This window comes from Acidiphilium iwatense (assembly GCF_021556475.1).
GTDB classification, from domain to species: domain Bacteria; phylum Pseudomonadota; class Alphaproteobacteria; order Acetobacterales; family Acetobacteraceae; genus Acidiphilium; species Acidiphilium iwatense.
On the sequence record NZ_JAKGBZ010000043.1, the window covers coordinates 1 to 26579 of the forward strand.

A 26579-nucleotide genomic window follows, 5' to 3' on the forward strand; every position below is an offset into this window, starting at 1 on the left:
AGCGCCGCCGTGCCAGCCGAGTGAGGCTGGTGCGTGCTCGGGAGCTGGTGGCCAATGTTTCGAGCCAACCGCTTCCGAGCAGACGCGACTTGAAGTCGAAGTTCTCCGGCAAGATCAGTGCCGGGACTCATGTATGAAAGAACGCCAATGACCGACTATCCGCGCGACATGACCGGCTACGGACGAAACCCGCCCGATCCGCGCTGGCCGGACGGCGCGCGCATCTGCGTACAGTTCGTCGTCAACTACGAAGAAGGCGGCGAGAACAACATCCTGCACGGCGATGCGGCATCCGAAGCGTTTCTGTCGGAAATCGCCGGTGCCGCACCATGGCCCGGCGCACGCCACTGGAACATGGAGTCGATCTACGAATACGGCGCACGCGCCGGGTTCTGGCGGCTCTGGCGCCTGTTCACCGACCGGAACATTCCGGTCACCGTCTATGGCGTCGCGACGGCACTGATGCGATCGCCGGAGCAGGTCGCCGCGATGCGCGAAGCGGACTGGGAAATCGCCTCCCACGGGTTGAAATGGATCGACTATCGCGACATTCCGCGCGAGGTCGAAGCCGCCCATCTGCGCGAGGCGATCGCGCTGCACACCGAAGTCACCGGCTTACCGCCGCTTGGCTTCTATCTCGGCCGCTGCTCGATGAATACGCGCGATCTGGTCATGGCGCAGCCGAATTTCCTCTATTCGTCGGACAGCTATGCCGACGACCTGCCCTATTGGGTGCGCGGGCCGGCAGGACCGCATCTGATCATTCCCTACACGCTCGATGCCAATGACATGCGTTTCTCGACCGCGCCCGGCTATGCCTCGGGCGACGAGTTTTTCGCCTATCTGAGAGATTCCTTCGATACGCTCTATCGCGAAGGCGAAGCGGGGGCCGCGAAAATGCTCAATATCGGCCTGCATTGCCGGCTCGCCGGCCGGCCCGGCCGCACCGCGGCCCTGGCGCGTTTTCTGGATTATGTGCGCTCGCACGATCATGTCTGGATCGCGCGGCGGATCGACATCGCCAGGCACTGGCAGGCCAATCACAAGCCCGCCGACTGAACCTGTTTCAGATGGAATCGGCAATCAGCCCGATCAGCCACTGGATTTCATCCGACAAATGCGACCGCGAATGCCATAGGATATAATATTGCACGGGCGGAAAATCGATCGGCGAGTCGAGCACCGCGAGCGGCAGGAAACGCGCGTGATATTCGGAAAAACGTCGCGTCGCGGTGAAGATCAGGTCCGTCTTCAGCAACAGTGCCGGAGCCAGGCTGAAATACGGGATCATCACCACGACGTTCCGCTTCAGTCGGGCACGGGCGAGATAGGTGTCGATCGGCCCGCGCTGCGTCGATGAAAACGGCGTCGGCGCCAGATGCGCCGCGCGCAGATAATCGGCCTCGGTCAGGCCGGTTCGTGCGTGCGGATGATTTTTCGAAACAAGGCAAACGACCTCGTCGGTGAACAAATCCCGCCGGTGCAGCCGTCGCGGCGCCTCCGGCCAGTTGCCGATCACCAGATCGAACTGCCCCTCTTCCAGCGCGGTTTCGTAATGAGCGTCCAAGGAGAGAGGATGAAGCTCGAGCGCCGCATTCGGCGCAGCCTTACGAAATGCTTCGACCAGTCGCGGCACGAACAGAATGTTCAGATAGTCGGGCGAGCCGATGCGAAAGCGCCGCATCGTACTGGCTGGATCGAACCGCGATTGCTGCATCGCGATCCGGCTGATCTCGTGCAGCGCGTTCACCGTCGGCTCCAGCAGCGCCGCCCCCCGCTCGGTCGGCACCATTCCCGACTTTCCGCGCACCAGCAAGGGATCGCCGGTAATATCGCGCAACCGCTTGAGCGCCGCGCTGATCGCCGGCTGCGACTGATTGAGCTTCACCGCCGCGCGCGTCACGCTCCCTTCGACCAGGAGCGTGTGGAGCACGCGCAGCAGATAGATATCGATCGGATCGCGATACGACGCCAAACCACTCTCCTTCAACAGAGAGAATTATGCCGATCCTTCGCCCCTGTCACGGTGTATCGTCAAAGGTGACCAGCTCGGCACCTTCCTCCACCAACTCGCCCGCCGCGCAATGAACGGCGGCGATCTTGCCGGCGCGCGGCGCGACAATGCGGAACTGCACCTTCATGGCTTCGACGACCACCAGCAAATCACCCTCCGCAACCGTATCGCCGGGGATAACCGCAAGCTCGACCACCCGCCCCGGCATCACCGTCGTCACCCGGCCGGACGATGCCGAAGCCTCGCTCACCGCCCGATAGGGATCGACGATGCTAAGTGCGTGGCGCCTTCCCTCGTCAAATACAACGATGCTTTCACCGAAGCGCCGCGCGCTCAGCCGGGTCACGTCGCCGCCGATCGCCACGCGCAAAACGTCATTCGGCGCGGTTTCATCGACGGCGACATCGATGCTTTGATTTGCGAGAGCGAGCCGGAACCTGCGATCGTCGAGCGGATACGCGCGCAGCCGATGCTTGGCGATACCGTCGTCCACGATAACATCCTGGTAGCCATCGCCATTGAGCCGCCACGCATCGCACCTGCTCCACGGCGAATACGGATCGACGTCGGCGAAAGCCGGCGCGACCGGCACCGCACGCAGCCACAGATGCACCCCGGCGGCAAGCACTGCATCGGACGCCGCTTCGGCCGACGGCATCAACGCCTCGGCATGGCGCGCGATGAACCCGGTATCGAGTTCCGCTTCGGAGAAAGCCGGCAATGCGGCGATCCTGCGCAACAGATCGAGATTGGTCTGCACGCCGTCGATCTCGAAGGCGGCAAGCGCGCGCCTGAGGTGCCGCAGGGCGCCGGCCCGATCCTCATCCCAGGCAATCAGCTTCGCGATCATCGGGTCGTAGTGAATCGGAATCGCATCGCCTTCGCGCACGCCTGAATCGAGGCGGATATGCGCATCCTCGAACGGCACTCGCAAATGCCGGATCGTCCCGATCGAGGGCGCGAAATCCCGCGCCGGATCTTCGGCATAGATCCGAACCTCGACCGCATGGCCGCGCAGCGGAATCCGCTCCTGGGTCAGCGGCAGCGCCTCGCCGGCAGCGACAAGGAACTGCCATTCCACCAGATCCTGTCCGGTAATCGCCTCGGTGACCGGGTGCTCGACCTGCAGCCGCGTGTTCATTTCCATGAAATGGAAATCATCGCCCTCGGCGATGAACTCGACGGTGCCGGCACCGACATAGCCGATCGCCCGCGCGGCGGCGCAGGCCGCCTCGCCCATCGCGCGGCGGCGCGCATCGGTCATGAACGGTGCCGGCGCTTCCTCGACGATTTTCTGATGCCGGCGCTGAATCGAGCAATCGCGCTCGAACAGTGACACGACATTGCCAAATGTGTCCGCGAACACCTGGATCTCGATATGGCGCGGCCGGGTAAGATAGCGCTCGATCAGAACCCGGTCGTCGCCGAACGCCGCCCGCGCCTCGCCTTTCGCAAGATCGAGCGCCATCGCGAATTCATCGGCGCTGGTAACGATGCGCATCCCCTTGCCGCCGCCCCCCGCCGACGCCTTGATCAACACCGGATAGCCGATTCGCCCGGCCTCATCGGCAAGAAACGCAGAGTCCTGTTCCGCGCCATGATAGCCGGGAACCAGCGGTACGCCCGCCTGCTCCATCAGCGCCTTGGCCGCGGATTTCGAGCCCATGGCGCGAATTGCCGCCGCCGGCGGACCGATGAACACGATTCCCGCCGCCGCACAGGCTTCGGCGAAATCCGCATTCTCGCTGAGAAATCCGTAACCCGGATGAATCGCCGAAGCGCCCGCGCGGTGCGCCGCCTCGATGATGCGCGCACCGTCGAGGTAACTTTCCCGCGCCGGTGCCGGGCCGATACAAAATGCGGCATCGGCCATCGCGACATGCGCGGCATGGGCATCCGCTTCGGAATAGACGGCGACACTGCGTATCCCGAAGCGGCGCGCGGTGCGGGTGATCCGACAGGCGATCTCCCCGCGATTGGCGATCAGAACCGCGTCGAACATGGCTCGCGCGCTCATTGCGCAAGCCAGTTCGGCGCGCGCCGTTCAAGAAATGCCGACAGACCCTCGCGACCTTCGGCGGAAGCGCGGCGTTCGGAAATCAGTCGCGCCGTCTCGGCGATCAGCGCGGCCTCGACCGGGCGAGCTGAAACCGTCGCCACCAGCGCCTTCGCCGCGGCCTGCGCTTCCGGTCCGCCGCGGCGCAATTCGCCGAGCAGCGCATCGCGCGTCGCGTGCAGATCCTCGCGCGCGACCACTTCATGCACCAGCCCGATTCGCTGCGCGGTTCGCGCGGTGAATACCTCGCCGGTCAGGAAATAACGCCGCGCCTGATGCGCACCGATCGCCGCCACCACATAGGGGCTGATCACCGCGGGAATCAGCCCGAGCCGCACCTCCGAAAGACTGAACCGCGCATCCTCGCTCGCCACCACGATATCGCAGCAGGCAACGAGGCCAACCCCGCCACCGAACGCCGCACCCTGCACCAATGCGATGGTCGGTTTCGCCAATCCGTCGAGCGCCTGCATCAGCCGTGCGAGCCGCAATGCGTCTGCCTGATTTTCCGCCACCGAGTAGGCGGCCATCCGGCGCATCCAGTTCAGATCGGCGCCGGCGGAAAAACTCTTGCCGCGCCCTTCAAGAACCACGGCACGGATTGCGGCGTCGGCGGCAATCCGGTCCAGCAGATCGTTGAATGCCGCGATCATCGTATCGTCGAACGCGTTATGCACGTCCGGCCGGTCGAGCACGATCGTCGCGATCCCGTCGCCATCAATGCCGAAATCCACGGGTCCGTTCATCGCCGTCACATCCTGAACAAGCCGAAACGCGTCGGTTCCGCTTCGGCGTTGAGTGAAGCTGAAATCCCGAGCGCCAGAACCATCCGCGTATCGGCCGGATCGATTACCCCGTCATCCCAGAGCCGCGCACTCGCATAATAAGGATGGCCCTGGCTTTCATATTGCGCTTCGATCGGCGCCTTGAACGCGGCTTCCTCTTCCGCGCTCCAGGCGTCGCCCTTCGCCTCGATATTATCGCGCCGGATCTGTGCCAGCACCGACGCCGCCTGCGCCCCGCCCATCACCGAAATCCGGGCATTCGGCCACATCCAAAGAAAGCGCGGATCATAGGCGCGGCCGCACATGCCGTAATTGCCGGCACCGAAACTTCCCCCGATGATCACGGTGAATTTCGGAACGCCGGCGGTGGCGACGGCGGTGACCAGCTTCGCCCCGTCCTTGGCGATGCCGCCGGATTCGTATTTCCGCCCGACCATGAAGCCGGTGATGTTCTGCAGGAAAATCAGCGGAATCCCGCGCTGCGCGCACAGCTCGATGAAATGCGCACCTTTCAGCGCCGATTCCGAAAACAACACGCCGTTATTGGCGACGATGCCGACCGGATAACCCCAGATGCGCGCGAAAGCGGTCACCAGCGTGGTGCCGTAGCGCTCCTTGAATTCGTCGAACTCGCCGGCATCGACGATCAGCCGGATCACTTCGCGCACGTCATAAGGGACGCGCGAATCGACGGGAACGGCGCCATAGATCGCATCGCGCTCGCCGGGCGCCGGGCGCGGCGCGCGGATATCGAGCGAAGCGGGCTTCGCCGCGTTCAACCCGCCGATAATCCGCCGCGCGATGCCGAGCGCGTGCACGTCGCTCTCGGCATAATGGTCGGCGACGCCCGAAATCCGCGTATGCACATCGGCCCCGCCCAGCGCCTCGGCGGTCACCACCTCGCCGGTCGCGGCTTTCACCAGCGGCGGCCCGCCGAGAAAAATCGTACCCTGATCGCGAACGATGATGCTCTCATCGGCCATCGCCGGCACATAGGCGCCGCCCGCCGTGCATGAGCCCATCACCACCGCGACCTGCGCGATCCCCGCCGCCGACATCCGCGCCTGATTGAAAAAAATGCGGCCGAAATGCTCGCGATCGGGAAACACCTCGTCCTGGTTCGGCAGATTCGCACCGCCGGAATCGACGAGATAGATGCAGGGCAGCCGGTTCTGTTCGGCAATCGCTTGCGCGCGCAGGTGTTTTTTCACGGTGATCGGAAAATACGTGCCGCCCTTCACGGTCGCGTCATTGGCGACGACGACGCATTCACGGCCGGAAACCCGCCCGATTCCGGTGATGATCCCGCCCGCCGGCACCGGATCGTCATACATCCCGTAGCCGGCGAATTGAGAAAACTCCAGAAACGGCGAGGCAGGATCGATCAGCGCCCGGATCCGGTCGCGCGGCAGCAGCTTGCCACGCGCCAGGTGGCGCGCCCGTGCCGCGGCACCGCCGCCTTCGCGGATTGCTTCGACTTTTTCGCGCAGATTATCGACCAGTGCGCGCATCGCCGCCTGATTCTGCCGGAACGCGGCGGACCGCGCATCGATCGTAGACCGGAATCCCGTCATCGGTCGGCTTGCCGCGCCATATCTGCCTCCACCCTCATCACGTGCTTGAGACATTTTATTACGCAGTTCATCCGGCCCGGCAAGATGGCGTCCCGATCACCGGCGGTGCCGAAGCCCTTCCGCAATCACCCGCACGACCACTCGCGGCCCGTCGATCAGATAGCGCCGGGCCAGCCGCCTCGGTTCCTGCGCAAAGCGCCAGAGCCATTCCAGCCCCGCCTCCCGCATCCGGTGCGGCGCGCGGCGCAGCACACCGATTACAAAAAGCGGCGCGGCACCGACGCACAGGCCAAGCCCGCTCGCCTGCCTTGCGACTTTGACCGCATGGGCCAGCATTTCCTGGCGCGGCGAGCCGACGGCGAGGAACACGCAATCCGCCGGATGGTCGCGCACGAAATCGCGCGCACGGGCAAAAGCGACGGGGTCATGTTCGAATTTCCGCGCCGGCGCGTGATGTTTGAACACAATTCCGGGAAACCGCGTGATCAACATTGCCGCATGGCCCGGCTCCAGCCCGATCAGCGTCACGCGCGCCCCGCGCGTATCGAGCGCCGGCAATAGAGAGGCGACCAGATCGGCCCCGGTCACCACCGGCGGCGGATCGAGCCGGCAGAATCGCATCAACCACCACAGCACCCGCGAATCGAGCAATCGCAAAGAAGCCGCCCGGTAGCACCCCATCAGCTCGGGCCGCGCGCGCAACCTGCCCAGATGATCGACATTGGGCGTCACCAGGTAATCGAACGGCGCGGCAGGATCGCGATCCAGCACCCAGGCCAGCGTCTCCGCCGGCGTCATCCGGTCGAAAACCACGCCGAATGGCGCGAAATTCATGGCGACCAGACCATGGAGATTGTCGCCCGTGCCTCGCGCGGCGGCGAGCCCGGCAGATTCTGACGCAAGGCGAACCATAGGCGCGGCTTGAGAGCGAAAGCGCGCGATACATGCCACGTCGCGCCGGCATCGATATCGATCTCGCGCGCCGCAGCCCCGCCAATCCTCGCCGCCCGCGCATCGATGGTCGCGGTCAGCAGGAGATTGCGCCGATAGGCTTCGGCGATCGCGAGATCGGCGCTGGTGACGGCGGTGCCCGGCGTGCCCAGCGCGCTCTCCAGCCCCGCCACGCGGCTGACGGCGAGATCGAACGAGATCAGGCCGTCAGGCGTCCAGCCCAGCCCAGCACTGAAAACCGGCGTGATCCGCGCCGGCGCCACATCACCGGCAAAACCCTGCCGCATGACGCCGGCCAGCACGCGCAGCCGCCATAACGAAGCCGCATCCGTCTCGAAACCGCCAAGTGCGGCGATCGCGCCCGAATTGCCGAAACCGGCGTCCGGCACGACACCCCGATAGCGGGCCTGCGCCGCCTTCAGCAGAACCAGCCAGCGCAGCACGCGATCCGGTGCGGTGGCGATTTCGCTCGATTCGCGCAGCACGGTCCGGTCGCGAAACGCCGGCGCAATCCCTCCTGCCGTCGCCAGCACCTCATGGCTCACGCCGAGGCGCTCGGTCGCGTCGAACCCGCCGAACGGCAGGCGCATCGCAATTCGCCCGTCATTCATCACGACGCGGAACGGCGCCGTGCCACCGGATTGCGCGAGACCAAGCCCCGATTCCGCAGTCACGGCGCGCGCCACTCCCACCGTCATCCTGTCCGGGCCGAGCGGGATGCCAAACCCGAGCGCCGCGGTCACATCGTTCGAATCGGCGGCCTCGCCCCGCGCATAGCGGGTGAGATCAGCGGATGCGAAGCCGGCCAGACCAAGCGCATCGTCCTGAATCCGCAGGCTCGGCCGAATAGCCGCGAAAGCCGACGATCCCGCACCGGGAACCGGCGCCGAATCGAAACCGAAACCCGCCGCCAAAACCGGATAGACCACGAAATCGGAGCCAGCGGCCGCGACACCGGCCGGATCATATTCGGGGTGCAGCCGCGACCGCGCGGTAACACCCGGCGCCTCGGCATAGCCTGGCACTGCGACCGGAAACAGCCGCCCCATCGTCTGCGCCCATCCGGTTCCCTGCGCCAGCATGGCGAAGCCAGCCCCGGCGAATACCGTGCAAATTCGCGAAACGCGGCGCCGCTGGATCATGATTTCAGTTGCAATCTAGGCGCATTTCATTTCAAATATACACAACCTTTGATTGAATGTCGCCCGATAAATCGACCGGGCCGTGACACCGAGGCATGCGATGCCGCCCATCACCCTGAGCATTGCGATCTGCACCCATGACCGCGGCGCCGCGCTCGTCCGCTGCCTCGGCGCGCTCGGCACGCCGCGCCCGGATATCGAGATCATCGTGGTCGATTCCGGCTCCAGCCCAGCCGAAGCGGAAGCCATCGCGCGCACCGCCCCGCGCCACGGCGCCCAGCATATAAGGCTCACGGCAACCGGCGTGAGCGCGGCCCGCAACGCCGCCCTCGCCGCGGCAACCGGCGGCTGGATCGCCTATCTCGACGACGACGCGATCCCCGCGCCGGACTGGCTCGCGGTGCTGCTCGATACCATCGCCCACAACCCCGCATTGGCCGCCACCGGCGGCCTCATCCTGCCGCGTTTCCAGTCCAGCCTGCCATCCTGGTGGCCACAATCGCTGCGCGCGGTGTTGACCATCATCGACGATGTGCGCTCCGCCGCCGACACCGAACCCTACGCCGCCAATATCGCCTTCCATCGTGAAACATTGGCGGCGTTCGGCGGGTTTCCCGCCTGTCTCGGCCGGCGCGGAACCTGCCTTCTCTCGAACGAAGAGACGTATGTGATCCGCCGCCTTCGCCGTGCCGGGCTTCTGGTGCAATTCACCCCGGAACTCGTGGTCCACCACGACATCGCCGGCGACCGGCTTTGCCCGGACTGGCTGCTGCGCCGCCAATACTGGAGCGGTGTGTCGGAGGCGGTGATGCTGCGCGCGCTCGGCGAGCGATGCCTGCCGAAAGCGTTGCGCATGGCGGTCCGCGCCGCCTCGCTCGCCCCGCTGCGTTTCTGGCCGGCCGGCAGCACGCGCCATATCGGCCACCGCTGCGCCGCCGCTTTCGCGTTCGGCTTCATGCGCGGCACCCTGGTCGAGGATGTCGGCCGAATGACCCTTATTTAGTGACCCGCCGACTCGACATCGATCGCGCCAAGGGTCTCGCGATCATGCTGGTGGTGTTCGGCCATATCGTCGCCCGGCAGGACCCCGCCCACGTCCATTGGTATCTGCCGCTGCGCCGCGCGGTCTACGCATTCCATATGCCGTTCTTCTTCTATCTGAGCGGCATGGTCTCCTGGCTCGCCGGCCATGTCCGCGCGCAGCCCGCTGAATGGCCGCCCCTGGCCGCCGCGCGCGCGCGCCGCCTGCTCCTGCCCTTCGTGCTGATGGGTACCCTGATCGTGATCGGCAAGCTGCTCGCCGCACGCTTCATGGTCGTCGACAACCCGCCAACCGGCATGATTTCCGGCCTGGTCGATCTGGTCTGGAACCCGGCGCACAGTCCAGCCTTCGCATTGTGGTACCTGTTCGTCCTGTTCGCCCTGAGCCTGCTCGCGCCGGCTCTGCTTTGGGCAATCCGCGGACGCCTGGTTCCGCTCCTTCTGGCCTTCGCGGCGCTCGAATTCGTCCCGCTTCCCTGGACTCTCTATCTCGCGGTCATCGCCCGCTACGGACTGTTCTACGCCGCCGGAATCTGCGCCGGCTCCCTGGGCGATGCCTGGACCGGCTGGATCGACCGCCGGCGTCCACCGCTCCTCGCTCTGTTCTGCACCGGCTTCGTCCTGATCGCAGCCGACGGTGCCGCGATTCCGTTCGCCGCGCGGCTGTTGACGCTCGGCATCGTGGCAATGCCCGCGCTTCACGCTCTGGTAAGATTTCCCGGCCTATCCTCCGATCGCATCCTCGCGACGATCGGACGGTATTCCCTCATGATCTATCTGTTCAACACCAGCTTCATCGGCCTCGCCAAGGGCGTTCTGCTGCGCCTCGCCTCATGGAACGGCGAGCATTTCCTCGGCTTCGCTTGCGCATTGATGGCAGCCGGCCTGCTCGGGCCGATCCTGCTCAAGCGCACACTGTTCCGCGCAATCCCCGTGCTGGACCGGATGACCCGATAACCCGTCATGCCCACTCTTCGTTGCGCTTCCAGCGATCCTTCGGATCGCCGGAACCTTGCGCAACTTCGCTCGGCGGCGATCGCGCGCTTTCTCGGCACCCTGCCGCGCGATCTCGCCGGCAGTTTCACCGAAGCCCAGCTCGCCGCGATCGACCTGCATTTCGCCATGCGCTACCGGGTCGGTCACGCCGTCGATTTCCGCCGGAGAATCGGTTTTGCCCGATTCCGCGCCTATGTGGTGGTGCTGATCGGGCGCGAGCACCGCGCCGAATAAACCCGCTGGAGCGTCAATGCCCCGGTCAGCACCGCCAGCCACACCACCCGACTCTGGTACCGCGCATGCGGGCCGGACAGTGCGCCCGTCACCGCCGCATTGCCCAGCAAAGCGAGCAGCACGATCGCCGAAAGCGTGAACAGCCGCGCATCGATCAGGCGCCACATACCGGTACGAAGCCGATGCAGCGTAGCCTCGGCCGCAGAAACCCCGACGAATCCGGCAGTAATCGCCAATCCAAGCAGCGCGCCCCCCCGATCGACCACAAGCATGACGAGCGGAACACGCAATTCGTCCCGCGCCTGCAGGCTTCCATTGAGCGCGCGCACCGTGGCGGGCGCGAAATCGCGCCGTATCGTCGCGGCCGCCGTCGCGCGCCAGGGCCGCAATCCACTGCCCGGCGCGAAAATCGTCAACTGAAGAACAAAATCGCGCGCCGCATCCCGCGCCACCGTCACCGGCTCGTCGCGCATCGTGCGCAGAATGATGGCGTCGGTCTGGCCGATCAGCCGCACCGGACCGCCGGCCCGATAGAGCGGACTGCCGACGCGCCAGAGAAACCCATCGGCCGAGCGTGGCAGATCACGCCGATATCGGCACAGCGCCCAACCCGCCCCAGGGCAATCGCGCGAAAGCACCGCCCGCGCCGGTCCATCGGCAAGCAGCCGCGCCAGCAGAAAGGTCGATCCATAGGGCGACAACGACATCTGCCCCGACGCCACCACATTCGCCCCGATCAGCGCGGCCACGCCCACGGCAAACGGCGCCAGAACGCCGAACCATGGAACGCGGCGGCGGAACAGAACCGCGCGCGGCACCAGAACCGTCAGGCACAGTCCCGCATAGATCGGCGGATTACTGAGATGCACCGCAATCGCCAGCGCGATCACCGCCATCAGCGCGCCCCGTTCCAGCCACGTGCAATCATCGTCCAGAACCATGATCGCAAGCGCCAGCACCATTATCGGGGTGAAAATGTCCGGCATCACCTGCGCCGCCGTCCAGGGCAAGGCGGTGGCACCGGCAAGCAGAGCCATCGCCACGGCGCCGGCAATCCCACCAGACTCAGGAAAAACCATGGACTGCGTGCGCCGGACCAGCCACGCCGCGCAGAAGCATTGGGCGATCACGGGCGGCCACAGCGTGCGCCCCCAATCCAGTGCGAGGAGCAGAAAACTGTAGAAGGGTGGCCGATCCCAACCGAGATGCAGCTCCATCGCCTGCGAAATATAGGTGCCGGTATCGGAAAAGATCAGCGGAAACCCGTTATCGAGCGCGGGCCAGAGCAGCAGCAGCGCCGAACCGGCCAGCAGCCAGGCTTCACCGGCACGCCGGCGCGGGCGCGCCACCGTCCGCCGGAACCGATCAGGACCGGAAATAACCGCCATAGCGCGGATGATAGAGTTCGGAATCGGCGAAACCGGCACGGGCATGCCGCGTACTGTCCACCCTGGTCAGTACCGCGCCGGCAATCCGAATCCCCGCCCGATCGAGCAAGGCGAGCGAGGCTGCAACCACCCGGCGCGGCGTTTCCCCCCAGCGAATGCACAGCAGCGTCGCATCCGCCTGCCGCGCGAGCACCCGCGCCTCGGCAAGCGCAAAGACCGGCGGCAGATCGAGAATGACCAGGTCGTAGCGGTCGCGCAAAGCCGCTATCAATTCGGGCATCCTTGCCGACATGAACAGCGACAGTGCATCGGTCGCGACCGCACCCGCCGTCATCACGTCGAGCATCGGCGCCTGATCCGCCTGAATCGCCGCCTCGACGGAAACGCGGCCCGACAGGCAATCGGTCAGGCCCGGCGCCCCGCCAAGCTCGAAGGCCGCGTCGAAGCTCGGCTGGCGAATGTCGCAGTCGATCGCCAGCACCCGCATCCCGCTGTCCGCCAGCAAGACGGCAAGGCTCAGCGCCAGCGTGGTCTTGCCTTCGCCCGGCCGCGCCGCCGTCACCGCCAGGCTCTTCGGCGCCCGCGGGTCGAGCCACAGGCTGGTGCGCAGCGCCCGCATCTGCTCGGTGAAGGACGAAAATGGGTTGACCCGCACGTAGTCCGGCACGCTTAGGCCGCGCCGCTCGCGCCGATTCACCTCCGGGATCAGCGCGACGCACGGGATATCGAATGCCGAACTGACCTCGCCGCCGGAGCGGAAGCTGACATTCAGCGCCTCGGCGGCCAGTGCCGCCAGTACGCCGAGACACAACCCGAGAATCGCCGCCCCCACGACGAGCATCCCGAATCGCGGGGCGCTCGGCCGCATCGGCACGGGTGCTGGCGACAGGATGCGCGCATCCGGCCGCGCCAGCGCACTCTGGCTTTCCAGCGCGCCGATCTGCTCGGTCTGTGCGCGCAACAGGCTGCGCTGGGCCGCCCGCTGTTCTTCCAGGCTGGCGACCGGCGCCGCCAGAATCGACTCGGACGCCGCACGCCCTCGCGCCGATGCCAGTGCCGCCTTGAGCGCGGCGACGCGGGTTGCATCGGCGGTCATCCGGGCGCGATCCGCCGCAACCAGCCGCCCGGTCTCCGCCCCGATCTGCCCGCGCAGCGCTGCCAACGCCCGGCGCGCCGCTCGCACATCGGGATAATTCGGCCCCTCCGCCGCGCTCAGCGCACTCAATTTGGCAACCAGTTCCGCTTCGCGCGCCCGCATCGGCGCCACGTTCGAAGCAACCGAAGCCGCAGCGGCGGCAGCCGTCCCATCCATCTCGCGCCGCATCCGCGCCTTTGCCGCCGCCAGCCCGGTCTCGGCGACCACCAGCGCGTCGGTCAGCCGTCCCGCCGCTTGATTGGTCAGCGTGGCACTCACTCCGCGCTCGGTGCCCGATGCGGCGCGCGCCTTGGCTATCGCGATATCGGTCGCCTCCAGCGCCCGCGCCGTCGCCTTGGCGCGCCGGCTCAGCCAGGCCTGCGCGTGATCGAGAATCGCGAGATTCGCCGCCCTCTGCCGCTCCAAATACAAGCGCATCGCCAGATTTGCCGCCCGCGCCGCAAGCCCTGGATCGGTGCTGCGGAACGACACCTCGATCAGTTGCGTGCCTTCCGGAACCCTCACGCGCAGCGCCGCCCGCACTGCGGCGGCCACCACGCCATGGGATGCCGGAGCCGCGGGACGCAGCGTCTTCGGCCACCAGCGCCGCCAGAACGACGCCCTGCCCAGATTCGGGTTGAACTCCGGCCGCGCCGCAAGATCGAACCGCGCAATTAGCTGGCCGATCATTGTCGTGCTGCGAATCACTGCGGCCTGGCTCGCCATCAGCGTATCGGTGACGCGGCTGGTCTCGACCACGCCACGCAACAACTTGGAGTTGAAGTCGACCGGAGCATAAAGCAGTGTGCCGGTCGCCGAATAGACCGGCGCCTCGCGCGACACCGCGCCGCCGGCAAGCAGCGGCAACCCGATCGCAATCATCGCGGCCAAGCGCCAATGCCGGCGAATTGTCCGCGGAAACTCCAGCGAATCGCCTCCGCACATCGACGGATCCCGGACACCCGACATGCCGGAAATCGTCACCATGTCACGTGGGACTGAATTGAATCATGGCTACGAAGGACAATCCCCGGATGCGATGAGGCTTTGTTATGCTAAGAGATCATTCAATGGATTCAAAATTAAGTCAATTTTAAGTTGTGTGCCAGCGTAAAATACGTATCGGGAGGTCTCAACCCATGACTCAATGCAGCGCACGAACGCGCCGGCACTTCATCACCACCAGTTTCGCCGGAATCGCCACGGCTACCCTCGCCGGCTGCGCGGCGGGTGCCGGCCTGAAGCCGCTGCCGCCGCCTGCGTCCGGTCCCTACCGGCTCGGCACCGGCGACAAGCTGCGCATCACGGTATTCGGCCAGAAGCAGCTCAGCGCCGATTACACGGTCGGCGATTCCGGCACGATCGATTTTCCCCTCCTCGGCCCGGTACCCGCGCGCGGCCGATCCGCCCGCGATCTCGGCGGCAATATCGCCTCATCCCTGCAACGGCGCGGCATTCTCCGCCACCCGAGCGTCACGGTCGAAGTGCGAAAATACCGCCCCTTCTCGATTCTCGGCGAGGTCAACAAGCCCGGCCAATATCGCTTCGAACCTGGCATGACCGTGCTCACCGCCGTCTCGCTGGCCGGCGGCTTCACCTATCGCGCGGTCGAATCCGACATGGGCGTAATCCGGGTGCGCGGCAGGCAGACGCACGAATACCGTGCCCAGGCCGACGCGCTGATCGAACCAGGCGACGTCATCAAGGTGTTCGAGCGGCATTTTTGACCGGCGCCGCCGCGATTGACTTGCGCGCGGCCACAATCTACCCCGCTGCCCGTTCAGAGGAGACGGAGTCCATGGCGGTCAACGCCTTCATCTTTCCGGGCCAGGGCAGCCAGGCGGTGGGCATGGGGCGCGATCTCGCCGCCGCCTTCGCCGCCGCGCGCGAGGTGTTCGAGGAGGTCGACGAGGTTCTCAGGCAGAAGCTCTCGCGCCTGATGTTCGAAGGCCCGGCCGAGGAGCTGACCCTCACCGAAAACGCCCAGCCGGCCCTGATGGCGATGTCGATGGCGGTGCTGCGCTGCCTGGAGCGCGAGGGCAACCTCGCCCTCCGCGAGCGGGCCGTGGTGGTCGCCGGCCATTCGCTCGGCGAATACTCCGCCCTCGCCGCCGCCGGCGCGTTCTCGATTGCCGAGGCGGCGCAACTGCTGCGCATCCGCGGCAGCGCCATGCAGCGCGCCGTTCCGCAGGGCGCCGGGGCCATGGCCGCCTTGCTCGGCGTCGAACTCAAGGCGGCGAGCGCCATTTGCGCCGAAGCCGAAGCCGGGCCGGACGGGCGCGAAACCGTCTCGGTCGCCAACGACAATGGCGGCGGCCAGGTGGTGATTTCCGGCGCCACCGGGGCGGTGGATCGCGCGATCGACATCGCCAAGGGGCAAGGCGTGAAACGCGCGATGAAACTGCCGGTCTCGGCCCCCTTTCACTGCGCCCTGATGGCCCCCGCCGCCGACGCGATGAAGGATGCGCTCGGCCAAACCCCGCCGCGCGCGCCTTCCGTGCCGGTGATCGCCAACGTCACCGCTGCCAAGGCCACCGATCCAAGCGACATCGCCGCCAAGCTGGTCGAGCAGGTCACCGCCACGGTGCGCTGGCGCGAATCGATCGAAACCATGCTCGGCCTCGGCGTCACCCGCTTCGTCGAACTCGGCTCCGGCAAGGTGCTCTCGGGCCTCGCCCGGCGGATCGCGCCCGATGCCGAGGCATTATCCTGCGCCACCCCCGCCGAGCTGGAGGCTCTGATCAAGCATGTCGGCTGAGCTGTTCTCCCTAGCGGGCAAGACCGCGCTGATCACCGGCGCCTCGGGCGGCATCGGCGCCGCGATCGCCCGCGCGTTGCATCACCAGGGCGCCGCCGTCGCCCTGTCCGGCACGCGCGAATCCGCCCTCGCTACTCTCGCCGCCGAACTCGGCGAGCGCGCTCACGTCTGCCCGGCCGATCTCGCCGATCCGAAAGCCGCCGATGCGCTGATCGCGGCGGCCGAGGCGGCTTTGGGCCGCATCGACATCCTGGTAAACAATGCCGGGCTTACCCGCGACGGGCTCGCCCTCAGGATGAGCGATGCGGATTGGCAGACGGTGCTCGATGTCGATCTCGCCGCCCCGTTCCGCCTGTCGCGCGCCGCGCTCAAATTCATGCTGCGCCGCCGCTCGGGGCGGATCGTCAATATCGGCAGCGTGGTCGGCAGCACCGGCAATCCCGGCCAGGCCAACTACGCCTCGGCCAAGGCCGGGCTCACCGGCCTGACCAAGGCGCTGGCCCAGGAAGTCGCCTCGCGCGGCATCACGATCAATCTGGTCGCCCCTGGCTTCGTCGAAACCGCGATGACCGACGCGCTTCCCGAAGACCAGCGCAAGGCCCTCGCCGCGAAAATCCCGCTCGGCCGGCTCGGCCGGCCGGAGGATATCGCCGCCGCCGTCGCCTATCTCGCCTCGGACGAAGCCGCCTGGGTCACCGGCGCGATCCTCCACGTGAATGGCGGCATGGCGATGCTATAAACCACTAGGCCGGCGGTTGGCGCGTTCGCGCGAACCATGCTAAGCGCCCCGAACCTCCGCAACGGCCGGCGCGCGACCCCATCGCGCAGCGTCCGGCGCGGATCATCCGTCATGGCCCGGACAGTGGCCGCCCGTTTTTCACTGCCCAATATCGTTGCAGGAGTTGCAGAGAATGAGTGAAGTTGCCGAAAAGGTAAAGAAGATCGTCGTCGAGCATCTCGGCGTTGACGAGGCGAAAGTGACGCCGGAAGCCTCCTTCATCGACGATCTGGGCGCGGACAGCCTCGATACGGTCGAGCTGGTGATGGCGTTCGAGGAAGCCTTCGGGGTCGAAATTCCGGAAGACGCCGCCGAAAAGATCACCACCGTCAAGGACGCGGTCGACTACATCGAAAAGCAGAAAGCGGAATAAGCGGGCGCGCGGGCGGACCATGAATATGCGTCGCGTGGTGGTGACGGGCATGGGCATCGCATGCCCCCTGGGCGTCGGGGTCGAGCATGTCTGGAAGCGGCTGGTCGCGGGCAACTCCGGGATCGGCCCGATCGCCGGCTTCGACGTGACCGACCTGACCTGCAAGGTGGCCGGGCAATTGCCCGCCGGCACGCGGGCCGATGGCGGGTTCGATCTCGCCGAATGGGTGCCGACCAAGGACCAGAGGAAGATGGACCGGTTCATCCATCTCGGCATGGTCGCCGCCACCGAGGCGATGGAGGATTCCGGCTGGACCCCGGCAACCGAGGAGGATCGCACCGCCGCCGGCGTAATGATCGGCTCGGGCATCGGCGGGCTGCAAACCATTTATGAAGCCTCGGTCATGGTCCATGAGGGCAAGGCGCGGCGGCTGTCGCCGTTCTTCATCCCCTCCGCGCTGGTCAACCTCGTCTCCGGCCATGTCTCGATCCGCTTCGGCCTCAAGGGGCCGAACCACTCGGCGGTCACCGCCTGCGCCACCGGCGTTCACGCGATCGGCGATGCCGCTCGGCTGATCGGCTTCGGCGACGCCGACATCATGCTCGCGGGCGGCGCCGAGGCCGCGGTCTGCACGCTCGGGATCGCCGGATTCTGCGCCTCGCGCGCGCTATCGACCGGCTTCAACGACCGGCCCCAAGCCGCCTCGCGCCCCTGGGACAAGGACCGCGACGGCTTCGTCATGGGCGAAGGCGCCGGCGTGCTGTTCCTTGAGGAATACGAGCACGCGAAGCGGCGCGGCGCCAAAATCCACGCGGAGATCGTCGGCTACGGCATGTCCGGCGACGCGAACCACATCACCGCCCCCGCCGACCATCACGAAGGCGCCTTCCGCGCGATGAAGGCGGCGCTGAAATCGGCCGGAATTTCGCCGTCCGACATCCAGTATATCAACGCCCACGGCACATCGACGCCGCTCGGCGACGATCTCGAACTCGAAGCGGTCGAAAACCTGTTCGGCGACGCCGCGAAAACCGTCGCCATGTCCTCCACCAAGTCCGCGATCGGCCATCTGCTCGGCGCGGCCGGCGCGGTCGAGGCGGTGTTCTCGATCCTGGCGATCCGCGACGACGTCGCCCCGCCCACCCTCAATCTCGACGAGCCGAGCCGCGCCAGCGCGATCGACCGGGTCGCCCACACCGCCCAGCGGCGCAAGATCGACATTGCCCTGTCCAACAGCTTCGGCTTCGGCGGCACCAACGCCTCGATCCTGTTCCGCAAGCCGGGCTGATCGCCGGGGGCGCCGCTTCGTGCGAATCTCCGGCCGCTTCATCCTTCTGCTCTGGACCCTGGTGATCGTGCTGGGCCTGGCGAAGATGGCGGTGCAGGAAAGCTATGACGGTCCCGGCGCCCTCGCCGTCACCAGGAACGTCTATGTCCCGCCCGGCGGGTTGGCCGCCGTCGCGCAACGGCTCGAACAGACGGGCGTGATCCGGCATCCCCTGGTCTTCGAAATCGCCGCCTGGCTCACCCGCAGGCAGGGCCCGGTACGCTCCGGCGAATTCCGCTTCGTCGCCCATGGCAGCCTGCGGCGGATTCTGCACACGCTGCGCTTCGGCAAGCCGGTCCAGCACAAGGTCACCATCCCCGAAGGCATCACCGCGACCCAGATCGCCGCGATCATCGACGCCCTGCCGGAAGCGACCGGCCATGTCGCCCCGCCGGCGGAAGGCAGCGTTCTGCCCCAGACCTACGACTATACCTACGGCACGCCGCGCCCCGCGATCCTCGCGCGGATGCGGCGCGCGATGCGCCGCGCCCTGGCCAAGGCGTGGCAAACCCGCGCGCCCAACCTGCCGCTGCAAAGCGCGCAACAGGCGCTCACGTTGGCCTCCATCGTCCAACTGGAAACCCCGGTCGCCGCCGAGCTGCCGAAAATCGCCGGGGTTTACGAAAACCGCCTGCGCCTGGGCATGAAGCTCCAGGCCGACCCCACCGTCATTTTCGCGGCGACCGACGGCAAAGCCACCGCCCTGACCCACCGCGTGGACGACACCGATCTCGCCGTCCAGAGCCTTTACAACACCTATCTGCACCACGGCCTGCCACCGGGGCCGATCGCCGCCCCCGGCCTCGCCGCGATCGACGCGGTGCTTCACCCGGATGCGACGCGGGATCTCTATTTCGTCGCGACCGGCAAGGGCGGCCACGCCTTCGCCCGCACCTTCAGCGGGCAGCTCGCCAACATCGCCCACTACCGCGCCCAGCCGATCCGCCATCCGTGACGGTTTGACACTCGATCAGGCCTTCAACGCGCCGGGACGTGATCCGCCGGTCGGCGGTCACGGTGGGACGGCGCGGGTAATGTTAGTGGCTTGGCGGGGCGCGGCCGTGGCGCCGGGATTTGGGCGGCATCCAACAGGTTCGGGCGACTTTCGGGCCGGGCGAATGGAACCAGACGATGGTTTCTTCGGGCTCCGGCGGCGCGGGCGGACGGGGCCTGGGTTTGCGCGGGCGCGCGGGCAGGCGGATGCAGGCCGGTGCCGCGATGCCGAGCATGTGGCAGAGCGGACGGAGGACGCGGCCGAAGCGGGGATCGGCGGCGATGATTGTTTCGGTCTCTGGTTGCGCGAGAAACCGGGTGAGATGGCTGGCGTAGCCGGAAATTTCATAGCCGCCGGCGGCAACGAAGCCGAACCGGCGCGGCAGGATCGGGCGCGGCAGGGGAGGACGGTCTTTGCGGGCGGGGCGCGGGTGGTTGCGGGGTGGCGTGAGCGTGCCGGATTGGAATTTCGCGACCAAGGCGGAGAAGCGCGCGGCGAGACGGCCGAGCCGGGCGTGGATGGCCTGGGTGAGGCCGTTATCGGGCGGGCCGAACGCGCCGCGATGGCCGCACGCGGCGACCGCGCGGCGAAAAGCTTCGATGATCCAGACGAATTTGGCGACCGCCTCCATGAATGGAACAAGAACACGGATGCCGGGGGGTGGGCAAGCGGGGTTCTGGATGCCGGGCGAATGGGTGGGCGCTATTTATACCAATCGCCCTTGACCATGACCCTTCAGCCCGGTCATTGCGAGGTAATCCAGTTTTCTGGTGGATTTTGCGTGGGAAAAATGAATTGCTTCCGCCTCGCAAGCTCGGCGTCGCAATGACATAGAGGGCTGGCCCAGACCATACAAAATCCGTCACTGCGAGGCTGCGGCCGTGGATTGCTTCGGCGCTGCGCGCCTCGCAATGACGGTGGGGCATGCCGTGGGAAACCGGTCATCGTGGGGCGGTGAAACCGCCGAAGCAATCCATGCCAAGAACGCCGATCAGAACAGGGTTTCGTACAGATCGGTCCAGTCCGGGTTGGCGCGTTCGATCAGGTCGATCCTGGCCTGTCGCGAGCCGCCCTTGATCCGCTTTTCCCGTGCGATCGCACCGAGCATCGTCGGGTGGAATTCATGCCAGACAAGGCGTTTGCAGCCGTAGCGGGATGCGAAGCCCGGAACGACCGCCTCCCGGTGCTGCCATGCACGCTTGATGAGATCCGAAGTCACGCCGGTATAGAGCGTTCCGTTGCGGCGGTTTGTCACGATGTAGACCGCCGGTTGCCTCATGGGTGGCATGGATTGCTTCGCTCCGCTCGCAATGACTAGAGGGCTGGCCTAAACCATACGAAACCCGTCACTGCGAGGCTGCGGCCGTGGATTGCTTCGGCGCTGCGCGCATCGCAATGACGGTGGGGACATGCCGGGGAAACCGGTCATTGCGAGGCGGTGAAACCGCCGAAGCAATCCATCTCGCCGCGCCCGGACTATTCCGCCGCCGCCCCGATCAGCCCCGGCAACGCCTCGCCATTGCCCATCCCCGCATTCCGGCGATAATGGCCCCCATGACCGCGAACGGAAAACGGCCGATGAATTGGAGCGCGATGTCGATACAGACCAAGCCGGGATATTCCTTCGGCCCGCTGAATGTCCGGCTGAACGGCGGAATGACGATTTCTCCCTCACCGCAGCCCAAAACGGGACCGCGTCTCGGCATCGCCATCACCACCTTCAACCGGCGAGAGATGGTTCTCGACCTCGTGCATACGATCCGGCGCCTCACGACCGCCCCCTACGACCTCGTGATCTGCGATGACGGCTCGTCGGACGGCACTGTCGAGGCTCTGCGCGCCGAAGGGGAGACCGTTATCGCAGGCAAAAATAGAGGAGTTGCTTGGAACAAAAACAGGGGGATATTTTTCCTAATGGCAATAAGGGGCTGCGACGTCGCAGTGCTCTTGGACGATGACGTCCTCCCCACGGAAACTGCGTGGCAAGCTAATTGGATCGACGGCGCATTAGAGTTTGGTCATATCAATTTAGCCTTTCCCGATATGATCGAACAAAATCCCCCAGGAACATGCACTTCAAAGAATCCAGGTTTGTCGACCGGATTGGGCGGACCTTGCATTGCGATTTCGCGAAGCACCTGGTGCATAGTAGGGTATATGGACTCGCGGTTTGGTAGGTTTGGCCACGAGCACACCGAGTACACGAACAGATTTCTGCGTGCCGGATATGGCGGAATTATCCGAGATGTGGACGGAGAACAATTGAACTATTACTTCGTAATTCAAGGAGGATTGATAATTAAGTCGGCTCCCACAAACGGAAACAGCGATCAAATTTTTGAAAACCAGCTAATATGGGAAGGGTTAGAATCCGAAAATAATAAGCCGCTATACCGGAGTCCTTGGATTAACAAGGAGCAGCAAAATGTTTTTATAAGTGAAATTAAAACATTCCTCAACGAATATAACATAACTTTTCCAAAGCAATTCGGAATATTTAATAACGATAAATATCTATCTCGAAATACAGACGTAAAAAATTCAACACTTGATCCTTGGAATCATTTTTTTATGTTTGGAATGAAAGAAAATAGAGAAATAAGTTAAAAATTTCTACCGCTATTCAAAAACTTTATCATTGCAAGCTCCTCACAAACCATCGGGGCGTATCGTACCGCCGCATCATCGAACACCTCATTGCGGTCATACGCCTCGAACTCCGAGGCTTTCCGGTCTGTATCGTGATAGCCACGCCGGATTTTCGCATCCCAATGCGCCTGCGACCGGGTGAAATAATGGTGCAGCTTCCCCATCCGATAGTCTGGCTCACAATCGAGCACACCGGGTTGGCTCCACGAAAGTTCGTTACCGGCAAGTCCCCGATAGACCCCGTCCATCTCGAATGCGTGCGCGTTCAGGCATGATTTCATCCGCTCGGGCCGGATGATCGACTTGATATGGCGGTTCGGGCCGAATGACGGTTGCGCACGATAAACGAACTCCTCGATGACAAGCCCGTCCGGCCAATTGACATGGCCGGACGATCCGAAAATCGCCCACGGCACGCCGATCGCCGCGGCATCGCGCCACAACGCCAGAATCGCCCGCAAATCGAAATCCGGCGCCATCACCAGGAATTCGTCGGTATCGAAAAAGCCGAGCCAGTCGAACTCCCCGGTAAAACGCCGCGCGGCATCTTCATAGGCCCGAACCTGATAGTCCGGCGCGAAAACCGGCCAGTCGATCACTCGAACATCGCGATGAGCCGCAAGCGCACGAGCGCGCGTGACCGTCTGGTCCGTCGAACCATTGTCGAACAGCACGACCGTATCGAAGCCCACCGCGAACTGATAGGCGATCCATTCCGCGATATGCCGTTCTTCGTCTTTCACAACGGCGACGCTGGCGATTCGGGTCATATGCCTCACTCATCCAACTTTAACAAAAACCATCACGGTCGCGCGGGAAACAGCGTCGTCATCCATAACGCAATCCCGGCGACCGAATCGCCATTCGCCTCCGACCCGACGAGATTGATGAAGTGCTTCGGATAAGGCAATGGCTCGTAATTTTCCACCACATAATGGTCCGGCAGCGCATCGCGCGCTTTCAGATAGGCGATCATCAATTGCGTATCCGCCAGGAACCGCCGCCCCGCCGTGTTGGGTGAAATGATCAGCGTCGAAAGCAGTCTGTTCCGCTTGGTCCAGCGGATTTCATGCACGATGAACCGCCGATACGCTGGCGTATACCAGAAAAAGAACGATGGCGGTGCATCCACCGTCAGTCCGCCGCCGATCAGCGCCCGTGCCTTGATCGCGCCCCACACATGGGCGTCGATAACCCCGTCATGCCACATCCGGTTGACGTTCGGCGCGAAAACCGGTGCCACGATTTTTAATCCATCCGCCCGCGCGCCGCCCACATAAGCCTTCCACTGCGCCATCGACAGATGCCGCGCGCCGTTCACATTCGCAACATGCGCGACGACGCCCATGGCAAGATAGGTCTTCCGGTAATACGACCCGAAATAGGATTTAGCATCCGGCGACGCCCCCAGTTCGACCACCGCCGGCCCCGTGCCCTTGAACGCCGCCAGAATCGCCCGCCGCGTCGCATCCCCGCCGGGTAGCCGCGTCCAGATATAGCCGTGAATATACAGCGAAACCTTGCAACTGGCGCGCAAAATCGCCGTGTTCGCCGGGTTGGCGAAACTCTGGAACCCATCGACCCCGCCAACCGCGATCGGCTTCGTGTGGTCCGAACACCCCTCCACCTGCATTCCAGCGATGCTGCGCATCGCCGGAACCTTGGCAGGCTCCGCCCAGGCGGCGGAAACCGGCATCATCAGCACGGCTGCGACAATCCAAATCCCAACAAGCCGCGCCGCCATCACCCTGTCCCCGCCCGGCCATACACTTCCACCGCCGCGAGATGCAGGAATTCGGGATTTTTCAGCACCCGGACCCGAACGAACCGCGCCGCGTGACCGAAATTCCCCACCCATTGCCAGGGCGGGCTCCTGCCGGTCTCGCAGCCGAAATCGAACCGCTCCTTCGTGCGCGCAACTTCCGCCCAAACCTCGCCATCGTCCGACAACTCGATCGCGAAGGGACAAACCCGCTTGCGCACCACATCGACTCCCCGCCGGTTGTAAATATCGATGCACTCGATGTCGCAGACCTGCCCGAGATCGACCATCCACCACGGCTGATCGTCCTCGCCGGTATGAAACGCCATATCCTTGTCACGGTCGCCGTCCACCGCGCGGCCGGCATCCTCCTCGATCGTCCGCCCGATCGACCACGGCGACAGGGAACTCTGCCGTGCCGGCCTGCGCAGCGCCACATTCGCCGATCGCGGCTGATATGATGGCTGATGCGGCAGATATCCGCGCAGCCGCCCGACCTCGGCATAGTGGTGCGCCGCGTCGTGATACCACCCCTCGCCGATTTCCCACGCCGCATCGATATAGCGTTTCAGATACCACGCCTCGTCGAACGCGACATCAGGCAGCGAGCGCGGCAGGATCGGAGTGTTGCTCTTCAGCATCCGCACCAGCGATCGTGGAACCTCCTTCGAAACCGGGTCGATCCGCCCAGTGAAATCGAGATATTCCTGCTCCGGCTCGCCACGCAGCACCGGCAACAGATGAAACCGGTATCGTGGATCGTCGGCCGGGGCAAGATCGATCCCGCCAAGCCCATGCATGCCGGCCCGGAAGCACGCCGGATGCAGAAAGCCGAGCAGCGGATAGTGAATTTCCGCCGCATCGGACAGCCACGCGGCAAGCCAGGAAAACGTGCTCACCGCGATGCAGATCCGCCTGGCCCGCCGCAACCTGTTGAAATCGGCCGTCCCGCCCGCGCTCGGGATCGTCCGTGCGCCGGGAAACGCACACCGGATCGCCCGCACATAGGCGCAATCGTCGAGCTGGCCGAGAAACACCGGATTCAGTCCGGTATTCTCCACCAGCGCCCGGTAAAACCCTACCGGAACCAGCGGATACCAGCTCACACCATTCAGAATATCGCCCGACCGGACGTTGATGACGATCTCGTCGTCGGAAAACGTCACATCGTCCGCCGGACCGGCCGGAAAAATATCCCGCCTGTAGAAATCCGGGGCATAAAACAGATCGAGCCGCTGGAAATATCCCTCGAACACCACGTTCCGCTTCGCGCTCGCCCGGATCAGGGCAACCATGTCCAGGATCGAGGTGGCGTCCTTGTCGCTGATCACCAGCGTGCCGGCGGCATCGTTCAGCAGGCGGTCGTGCAGTTCCCGGTCGAACGACAGCCCCCATTCGGGCAGGTCGCAATTATAGCTCACCGGCTCGCCGACCAGCCGCCCGAGCGTCAGCGCGGTCATAAATTCGATCATCCGGTTGCCCAGATTGTCCAACGGGCTGACCGATATGATCATACGCCTCGAATCCTGGCCGGCTTATGCATGATCCGAAACTATCCTCCCGGATTCGGTCAGGCAATCCACCCTGTTTCGCCACCGCCAGCGGCGCCGGGCCGACGGCCGGTGTTTGCTCCGGGGCGAGGTGGATCGCTTCACTTCGTTCGCGATGACGAGGTTGGGCGGCGATGACGAGGGGGCGCGCGATGACGAGGCTGGTGCCTGCTCCGGGGCGAGGTGGATCGCTTCACTTCGTTCGCGATGACGAGGTTGGGCGGCGATGACGAGGGGGCGCGCGATGACGGCCGGTGCCTGCTCCGGGGCGAGGTGGATCGCTTCACTTCGTTCGCGATGACGAGATTGGGCGGCGATGACGAGGGGGGGCGCGATGGCGGGGCTGGCGACCAGTGTGTCTATAGATGTGTAATCATCCCATTGCCGCCAAGGCGCCGCCCGCCGCCGCCAGGGCCGGCAGCGCGATCGCATCGGGCAAAGCCATCGCCAGAAACCCGGAAACCGCCGCCCCCGCCGCATACCATCCCAGAACCCCGAACTGGCGCATGGTGATCGGCTGAACCGAGCCCGGCCGCAGCGCCACCCGCGTCAGCCCCATCATGATCATGGTCAGAGTCGTGGTGAACACCACGGTGGTAATCCCCGGCAGGTCGACCGCCCGCGCAACCACGCTCTGCACCCCCATCGCCGCCGCCGCGATCACGATCAGCACGAACAGCGGCGCGCGGAACACCGGATGCGCCAGCACCGCCCAGAGCAGCGCCACCACCGCGAGGCGCGCAACCTCCACCACAAGCAATCGCCGCACCGATCGCTTCGCCCCGGCATCGTACAGCGCGGTCCCGGCCACCACGCCCAGGCTGAATCCAACCAGCGCCACCAGCGACCGCACCGCCGCCAGCACATGCCCCTGCCCCACCGCGAGGCCGAGCAGCGCCGTGTTCCCGGTCATCGCCGAGGTGAACACCCCGTGAAACTTGATGAACGCGAACACGTCGGCACTGCCCGAGGCAAACCCCAGCAAACTCACCACCCGGTCCGCCGGGGTCACCCCCGGCGCATTCGCCTTATCCGCCAAACGGCAGCCTCACTCGGCGGGCACTGGGGCGGC

General features: G+C 65.2%; 25 protein-coding genes. 11 read left to right on the plus strand and 14 right to left on the minus strand.

What is annotated here, in order from left to right:
- Positions 1-147 precede the first annotated feature (147 nt).
- Positions 148-1059, plus strand: coding sequence for an allantoinase PuuE (puuE, locus tag L2A60_RS16265; RefSeq protein WP_235705503.1), 912 nt, complete (start codon positions 148-150; stop codon positions 1057-1059).
- A 7-nt stretch (positions 1060-1066) separates the two neighbouring features.
- Here the strand turns inward: puuE and L2A60_RS16270 are convergent, their stop codons facing one another.
- The 6 genes from L2A60_RS16270 to L2A60_RS16295 all read right to left on the minus strand — a co-directional run bounded on the left by L2A60_RS16270 (position 1067) and on the right by L2A60_RS16295 (position 8522).
- Positions 1067-1975 carry a LysR family transcriptional regulator gene (locus L2A60_RS16270; protein WP_235705504.1) on the minus strand — a complete coding sequence of 303 codons (909 nt, stop codon included), beginning with the start codon at positions 1973-1975 and terminating at the stop codon, positions 1067-1069.
- Between the two features lie 46 nt (positions 1976-2021).
- Positions 2022-4031: an acetyl/propionyl/methylcrotonyl-CoA carboxylase subunit alpha gene (locus L2A60_RS16275; protein WP_456237175.1), complete on the minus strand. Its 2010-nt coding sequence runs from the start codon at positions 4029-4031 to the stop codon at positions 2022-2024.
- The gene (locus L2A60_RS16280) at positions 4028-4816 is read right to left on the minus strand and encodes an enoyl-CoA hydratase-related protein (RefSeq protein WP_235705505.1); all 789 of its coding nucleotides are present in this window, start codon (positions 4814-4816) and stop codon (positions 4028-4030) included. The genes L2A60_RS16275 and L2A60_RS16280 overlap by 4 nt, the downstream gene beginning before the upstream one ends.
- Positions 4817-4821: 5 nt before the next feature.
- Positions 4822-6429 (minus strand): carboxyl transferase domain-containing protein, encoded by a 1608-nt coding sequence (locus L2A60_RS16285; protein ID WP_235705506.1) that lies wholly within the window; start codon positions 6427-6429, stop codon positions 4822-4824.
- 96 nt (positions 6430-6525) lie between these two features.
- A complete protein-coding gene (locus L2A60_RS16290) occupies positions 6526-7263 on the minus strand; it encodes a WecB/TagA/CpsF family glycosyltransferase (RefSeq protein WP_235705507.1) in 738 nt (245 codons plus the stop codon).
- On the minus strand, positions 7260-8522 hold the full coding sequence (locus L2A60_RS16295; protein WP_235705508.1) for an outer membrane beta-barrel protein: 1263 nt from the start codon (positions 8520-8522) through the stop codon (positions 7260-7262). Before L2A60_RS16295 ends, L2A60_RS16290 begins: the two co-directional genes overlap by 4 nt.
- Positions 8523-8622: 100 nt before the next feature.
- On the opposite strand from L2A60_RS16295, the gene L2A60_RS16300 reads away from it, so the two are divergent.
- From L2A60_RS16300 to L2A60_RS16310, 3 genes are read left to right on the plus strand one after another with little or no spacing between them, the layout of a single operon-like run.
- The gene (locus L2A60_RS16300) at positions 8623-9525 is read left to right on the plus strand and encodes a glycosyltransferase family 2 protein (RefSeq protein ID WP_235705509.1); all 903 of its coding nucleotides are present in this window, start codon (positions 8623-8625) and stop codon (positions 9523-9525) included.
- The gene (locus L2A60_RS16305) at positions 9525-10520 is read left to right on the plus strand and encodes an acyltransferase family protein (RefSeq protein ID WP_235705510.1); all 996 of its coding nucleotides are present in this window, start codon (positions 9525-9527) and stop codon (positions 10518-10520) included. The genes L2A60_RS16300 and L2A60_RS16305 overlap by 1 nt, the downstream gene beginning before the upstream one ends.
- A gap of 6 nt (positions 10521-10526) precedes the next feature.
- A complete protein-coding gene (locus tag L2A60_RS16310; RefSeq protein ID WP_235705511.1) occupies positions 10527-10793 on the plus strand; it encodes a hypothetical protein in 267 nt (88 codons plus the stop codon).
- Here L2A60_RS16310 and L2A60_RS16315 read toward each other — a convergent pair.
- Positions 10751-12142 carry a hypothetical protein gene (locus L2A60_RS16315; protein ID WP_235705512.1) on the minus strand — a complete coding sequence of 464 codons (1392 nt, stop codon included), beginning with the start codon at positions 12140-12142 and terminating at the stop codon, positions 10751-10753. The two genes, L2A60_RS16310 and L2A60_RS16315, sit on opposite strands and share 43 nt — an antisense overlap.
- Before the next feature lie 16 nt (positions 12143-12158).
- Positions 12159-14198 (minus strand): polysaccharide biosynthesis tyrosine autokinase, encoded by a 2040-nt coding sequence (locus L2A60_RS16320; protein ID WP_235705526.1) that lies wholly within the window; start codon positions 14196-14198, stop codon positions 12159-12161.
- 257 nt (positions 14199-14455) lie between these two features.
- On the opposite strand from L2A60_RS16320, the gene L2A60_RS16325 reads away from it, so the two are divergent.
- The 6 genes from L2A60_RS16325 (at position 14456) to mltG (ending at position 19507) form a co-directional block, all read left to right on the plus strand.
- Positions 14456-15043, plus strand: a complete 588-nt coding sequence (locus tag L2A60_RS16325; protein WP_235705513.1) for a polysaccharide biosynthesis/export family protein — start codon at positions 14456-14458, stop codon at positions 15041-15043.
- 71 nt (positions 15044-15114) lie between these two features.
- Positions 15115-16074 carry an ACP S-malonyltransferase gene (gene fabD, locus L2A60_RS16330; protein ID WP_235705514.1) on the plus strand — a complete coding sequence of 320 codons (960 nt, stop codon included), beginning with the start codon at positions 15115-15117 and terminating at the stop codon, positions 16072-16074.
- A complete protein-coding gene (fabG, locus tag L2A60_RS16335; RefSeq protein ID WP_456237176.1) occupies positions 16064-16813 on the plus strand; it encodes a 3-oxoacyl-[acyl-carrier-protein] reductase in 750 nt (249 codons plus the stop codon). The genes fabD and fabG overlap by 11 nt, the downstream gene beginning before the upstream one ends.
- A 172-nt stretch (positions 16814-16985) precedes the next feature.
- Positions 16986-17225, plus strand: a complete 240-nt coding sequence (locus tag L2A60_RS16340) for an acyl carrier protein (RefSeq protein ID WP_235705515.1) — start codon at positions 16986-16988, stop codon at positions 17223-17225.
- Between the two features lie 19 nt (positions 17226-17244).
- Positions 17245-18513 (plus strand): beta-ketoacyl-ACP synthase II, encoded by a 1269-nt coding sequence (gene fabF, locus L2A60_RS16345; RefSeq protein ID WP_235705516.1) that lies wholly within the window; start codon positions 17245-17247, stop codon positions 18511-18513.
- Between the two features lie 19 nt (positions 18514-18532).
- Entirely contained in the window at positions 18533-19507 is a 975-nt protein-coding gene (gene mltG / locus L2A60_RS16350; protein ID WP_235705517.1) for an endolytic transglycosylase MltG, read from the plus strand.
- 82 nt (positions 19508-19589) lie between these two features.
- On the opposite strand, the gene L2A60_RS16355 is transcribed toward mltG, so the two are convergent.
- Entirely contained in the window at positions 19590-20177 is a 588-nt protein-coding gene (locus L2A60_RS16355; protein ID WP_235705518.1) for a hypothetical protein, read from the minus strand.
- A 360-nt stretch (positions 20178-20537) separates the two neighbouring features.
- Complete coding sequence (locus L2A60_RS16360) at positions 20538-20825, minus strand: GIY-YIG nuclease family protein (RefSeq protein ID WP_235705519.1); 288 nt, start codon at positions 20823-20825, stop codon at positions 20538-20540.
- A gap of 116 nt (positions 20826-20941) precedes the next feature.
- Between L2A60_RS16360 and L2A60_RS16365 the strand changes: the two genes are divergently transcribed.
- The gene (locus L2A60_RS16365) at positions 20942-22153 is read left to right on the plus strand and encodes a glycosyltransferase family 2 protein (protein WP_235705520.1); all 1212 of its coding nucleotides are present in this window, start codon (positions 20942-20944) and stop codon (positions 22151-22153) included.
- Here the strand turns inward: L2A60_RS16365 and L2A60_RS16370 are convergent.
- The 4 genes from L2A60_RS16370 to L2A60_RS16385 form a co-directional block, all read right to left on the minus strand.
- On the minus strand, positions 22150-22965 hold the full coding sequence (locus L2A60_RS16370) for a glycosyltransferase family 2 protein (RefSeq protein ID WP_235705521.1): 816 nt from the start codon (positions 22963-22965) through the stop codon (positions 22150-22152). The genes L2A60_RS16365 and L2A60_RS16370 overlap by 4 nt on opposite strands.
- A gap of 32 nt (positions 22966-22997) precedes the next feature.
- A complete protein-coding gene (locus tag L2A60_RS16375; RefSeq protein WP_235705522.1) occupies positions 22998-23900 on the minus strand; it encodes a hypothetical protein in 903 nt (300 codons plus the stop codon).
- 38 nt (positions 23901-23938) lie between these two features.
- Complete coding sequence (locus L2A60_RS16380) at positions 23939-25471, minus strand: galactose-binding domain-containing protein (RefSeq protein WP_235705523.1); 1533 nt, start codon at positions 25469-25471, stop codon at positions 23939-23941.
- A gap of 409 nt (positions 25472-25880) precedes the next feature.
- On the minus strand, positions 25881-26546 hold the full coding sequence (locus L2A60_RS16385) for a YoaK family protein (protein WP_235705524.1): 666 nt from the start codon (positions 26544-26546) through the stop codon (positions 25881-25883).
- Positions 26547-26579: the final 33 nt, after the last annotated feature.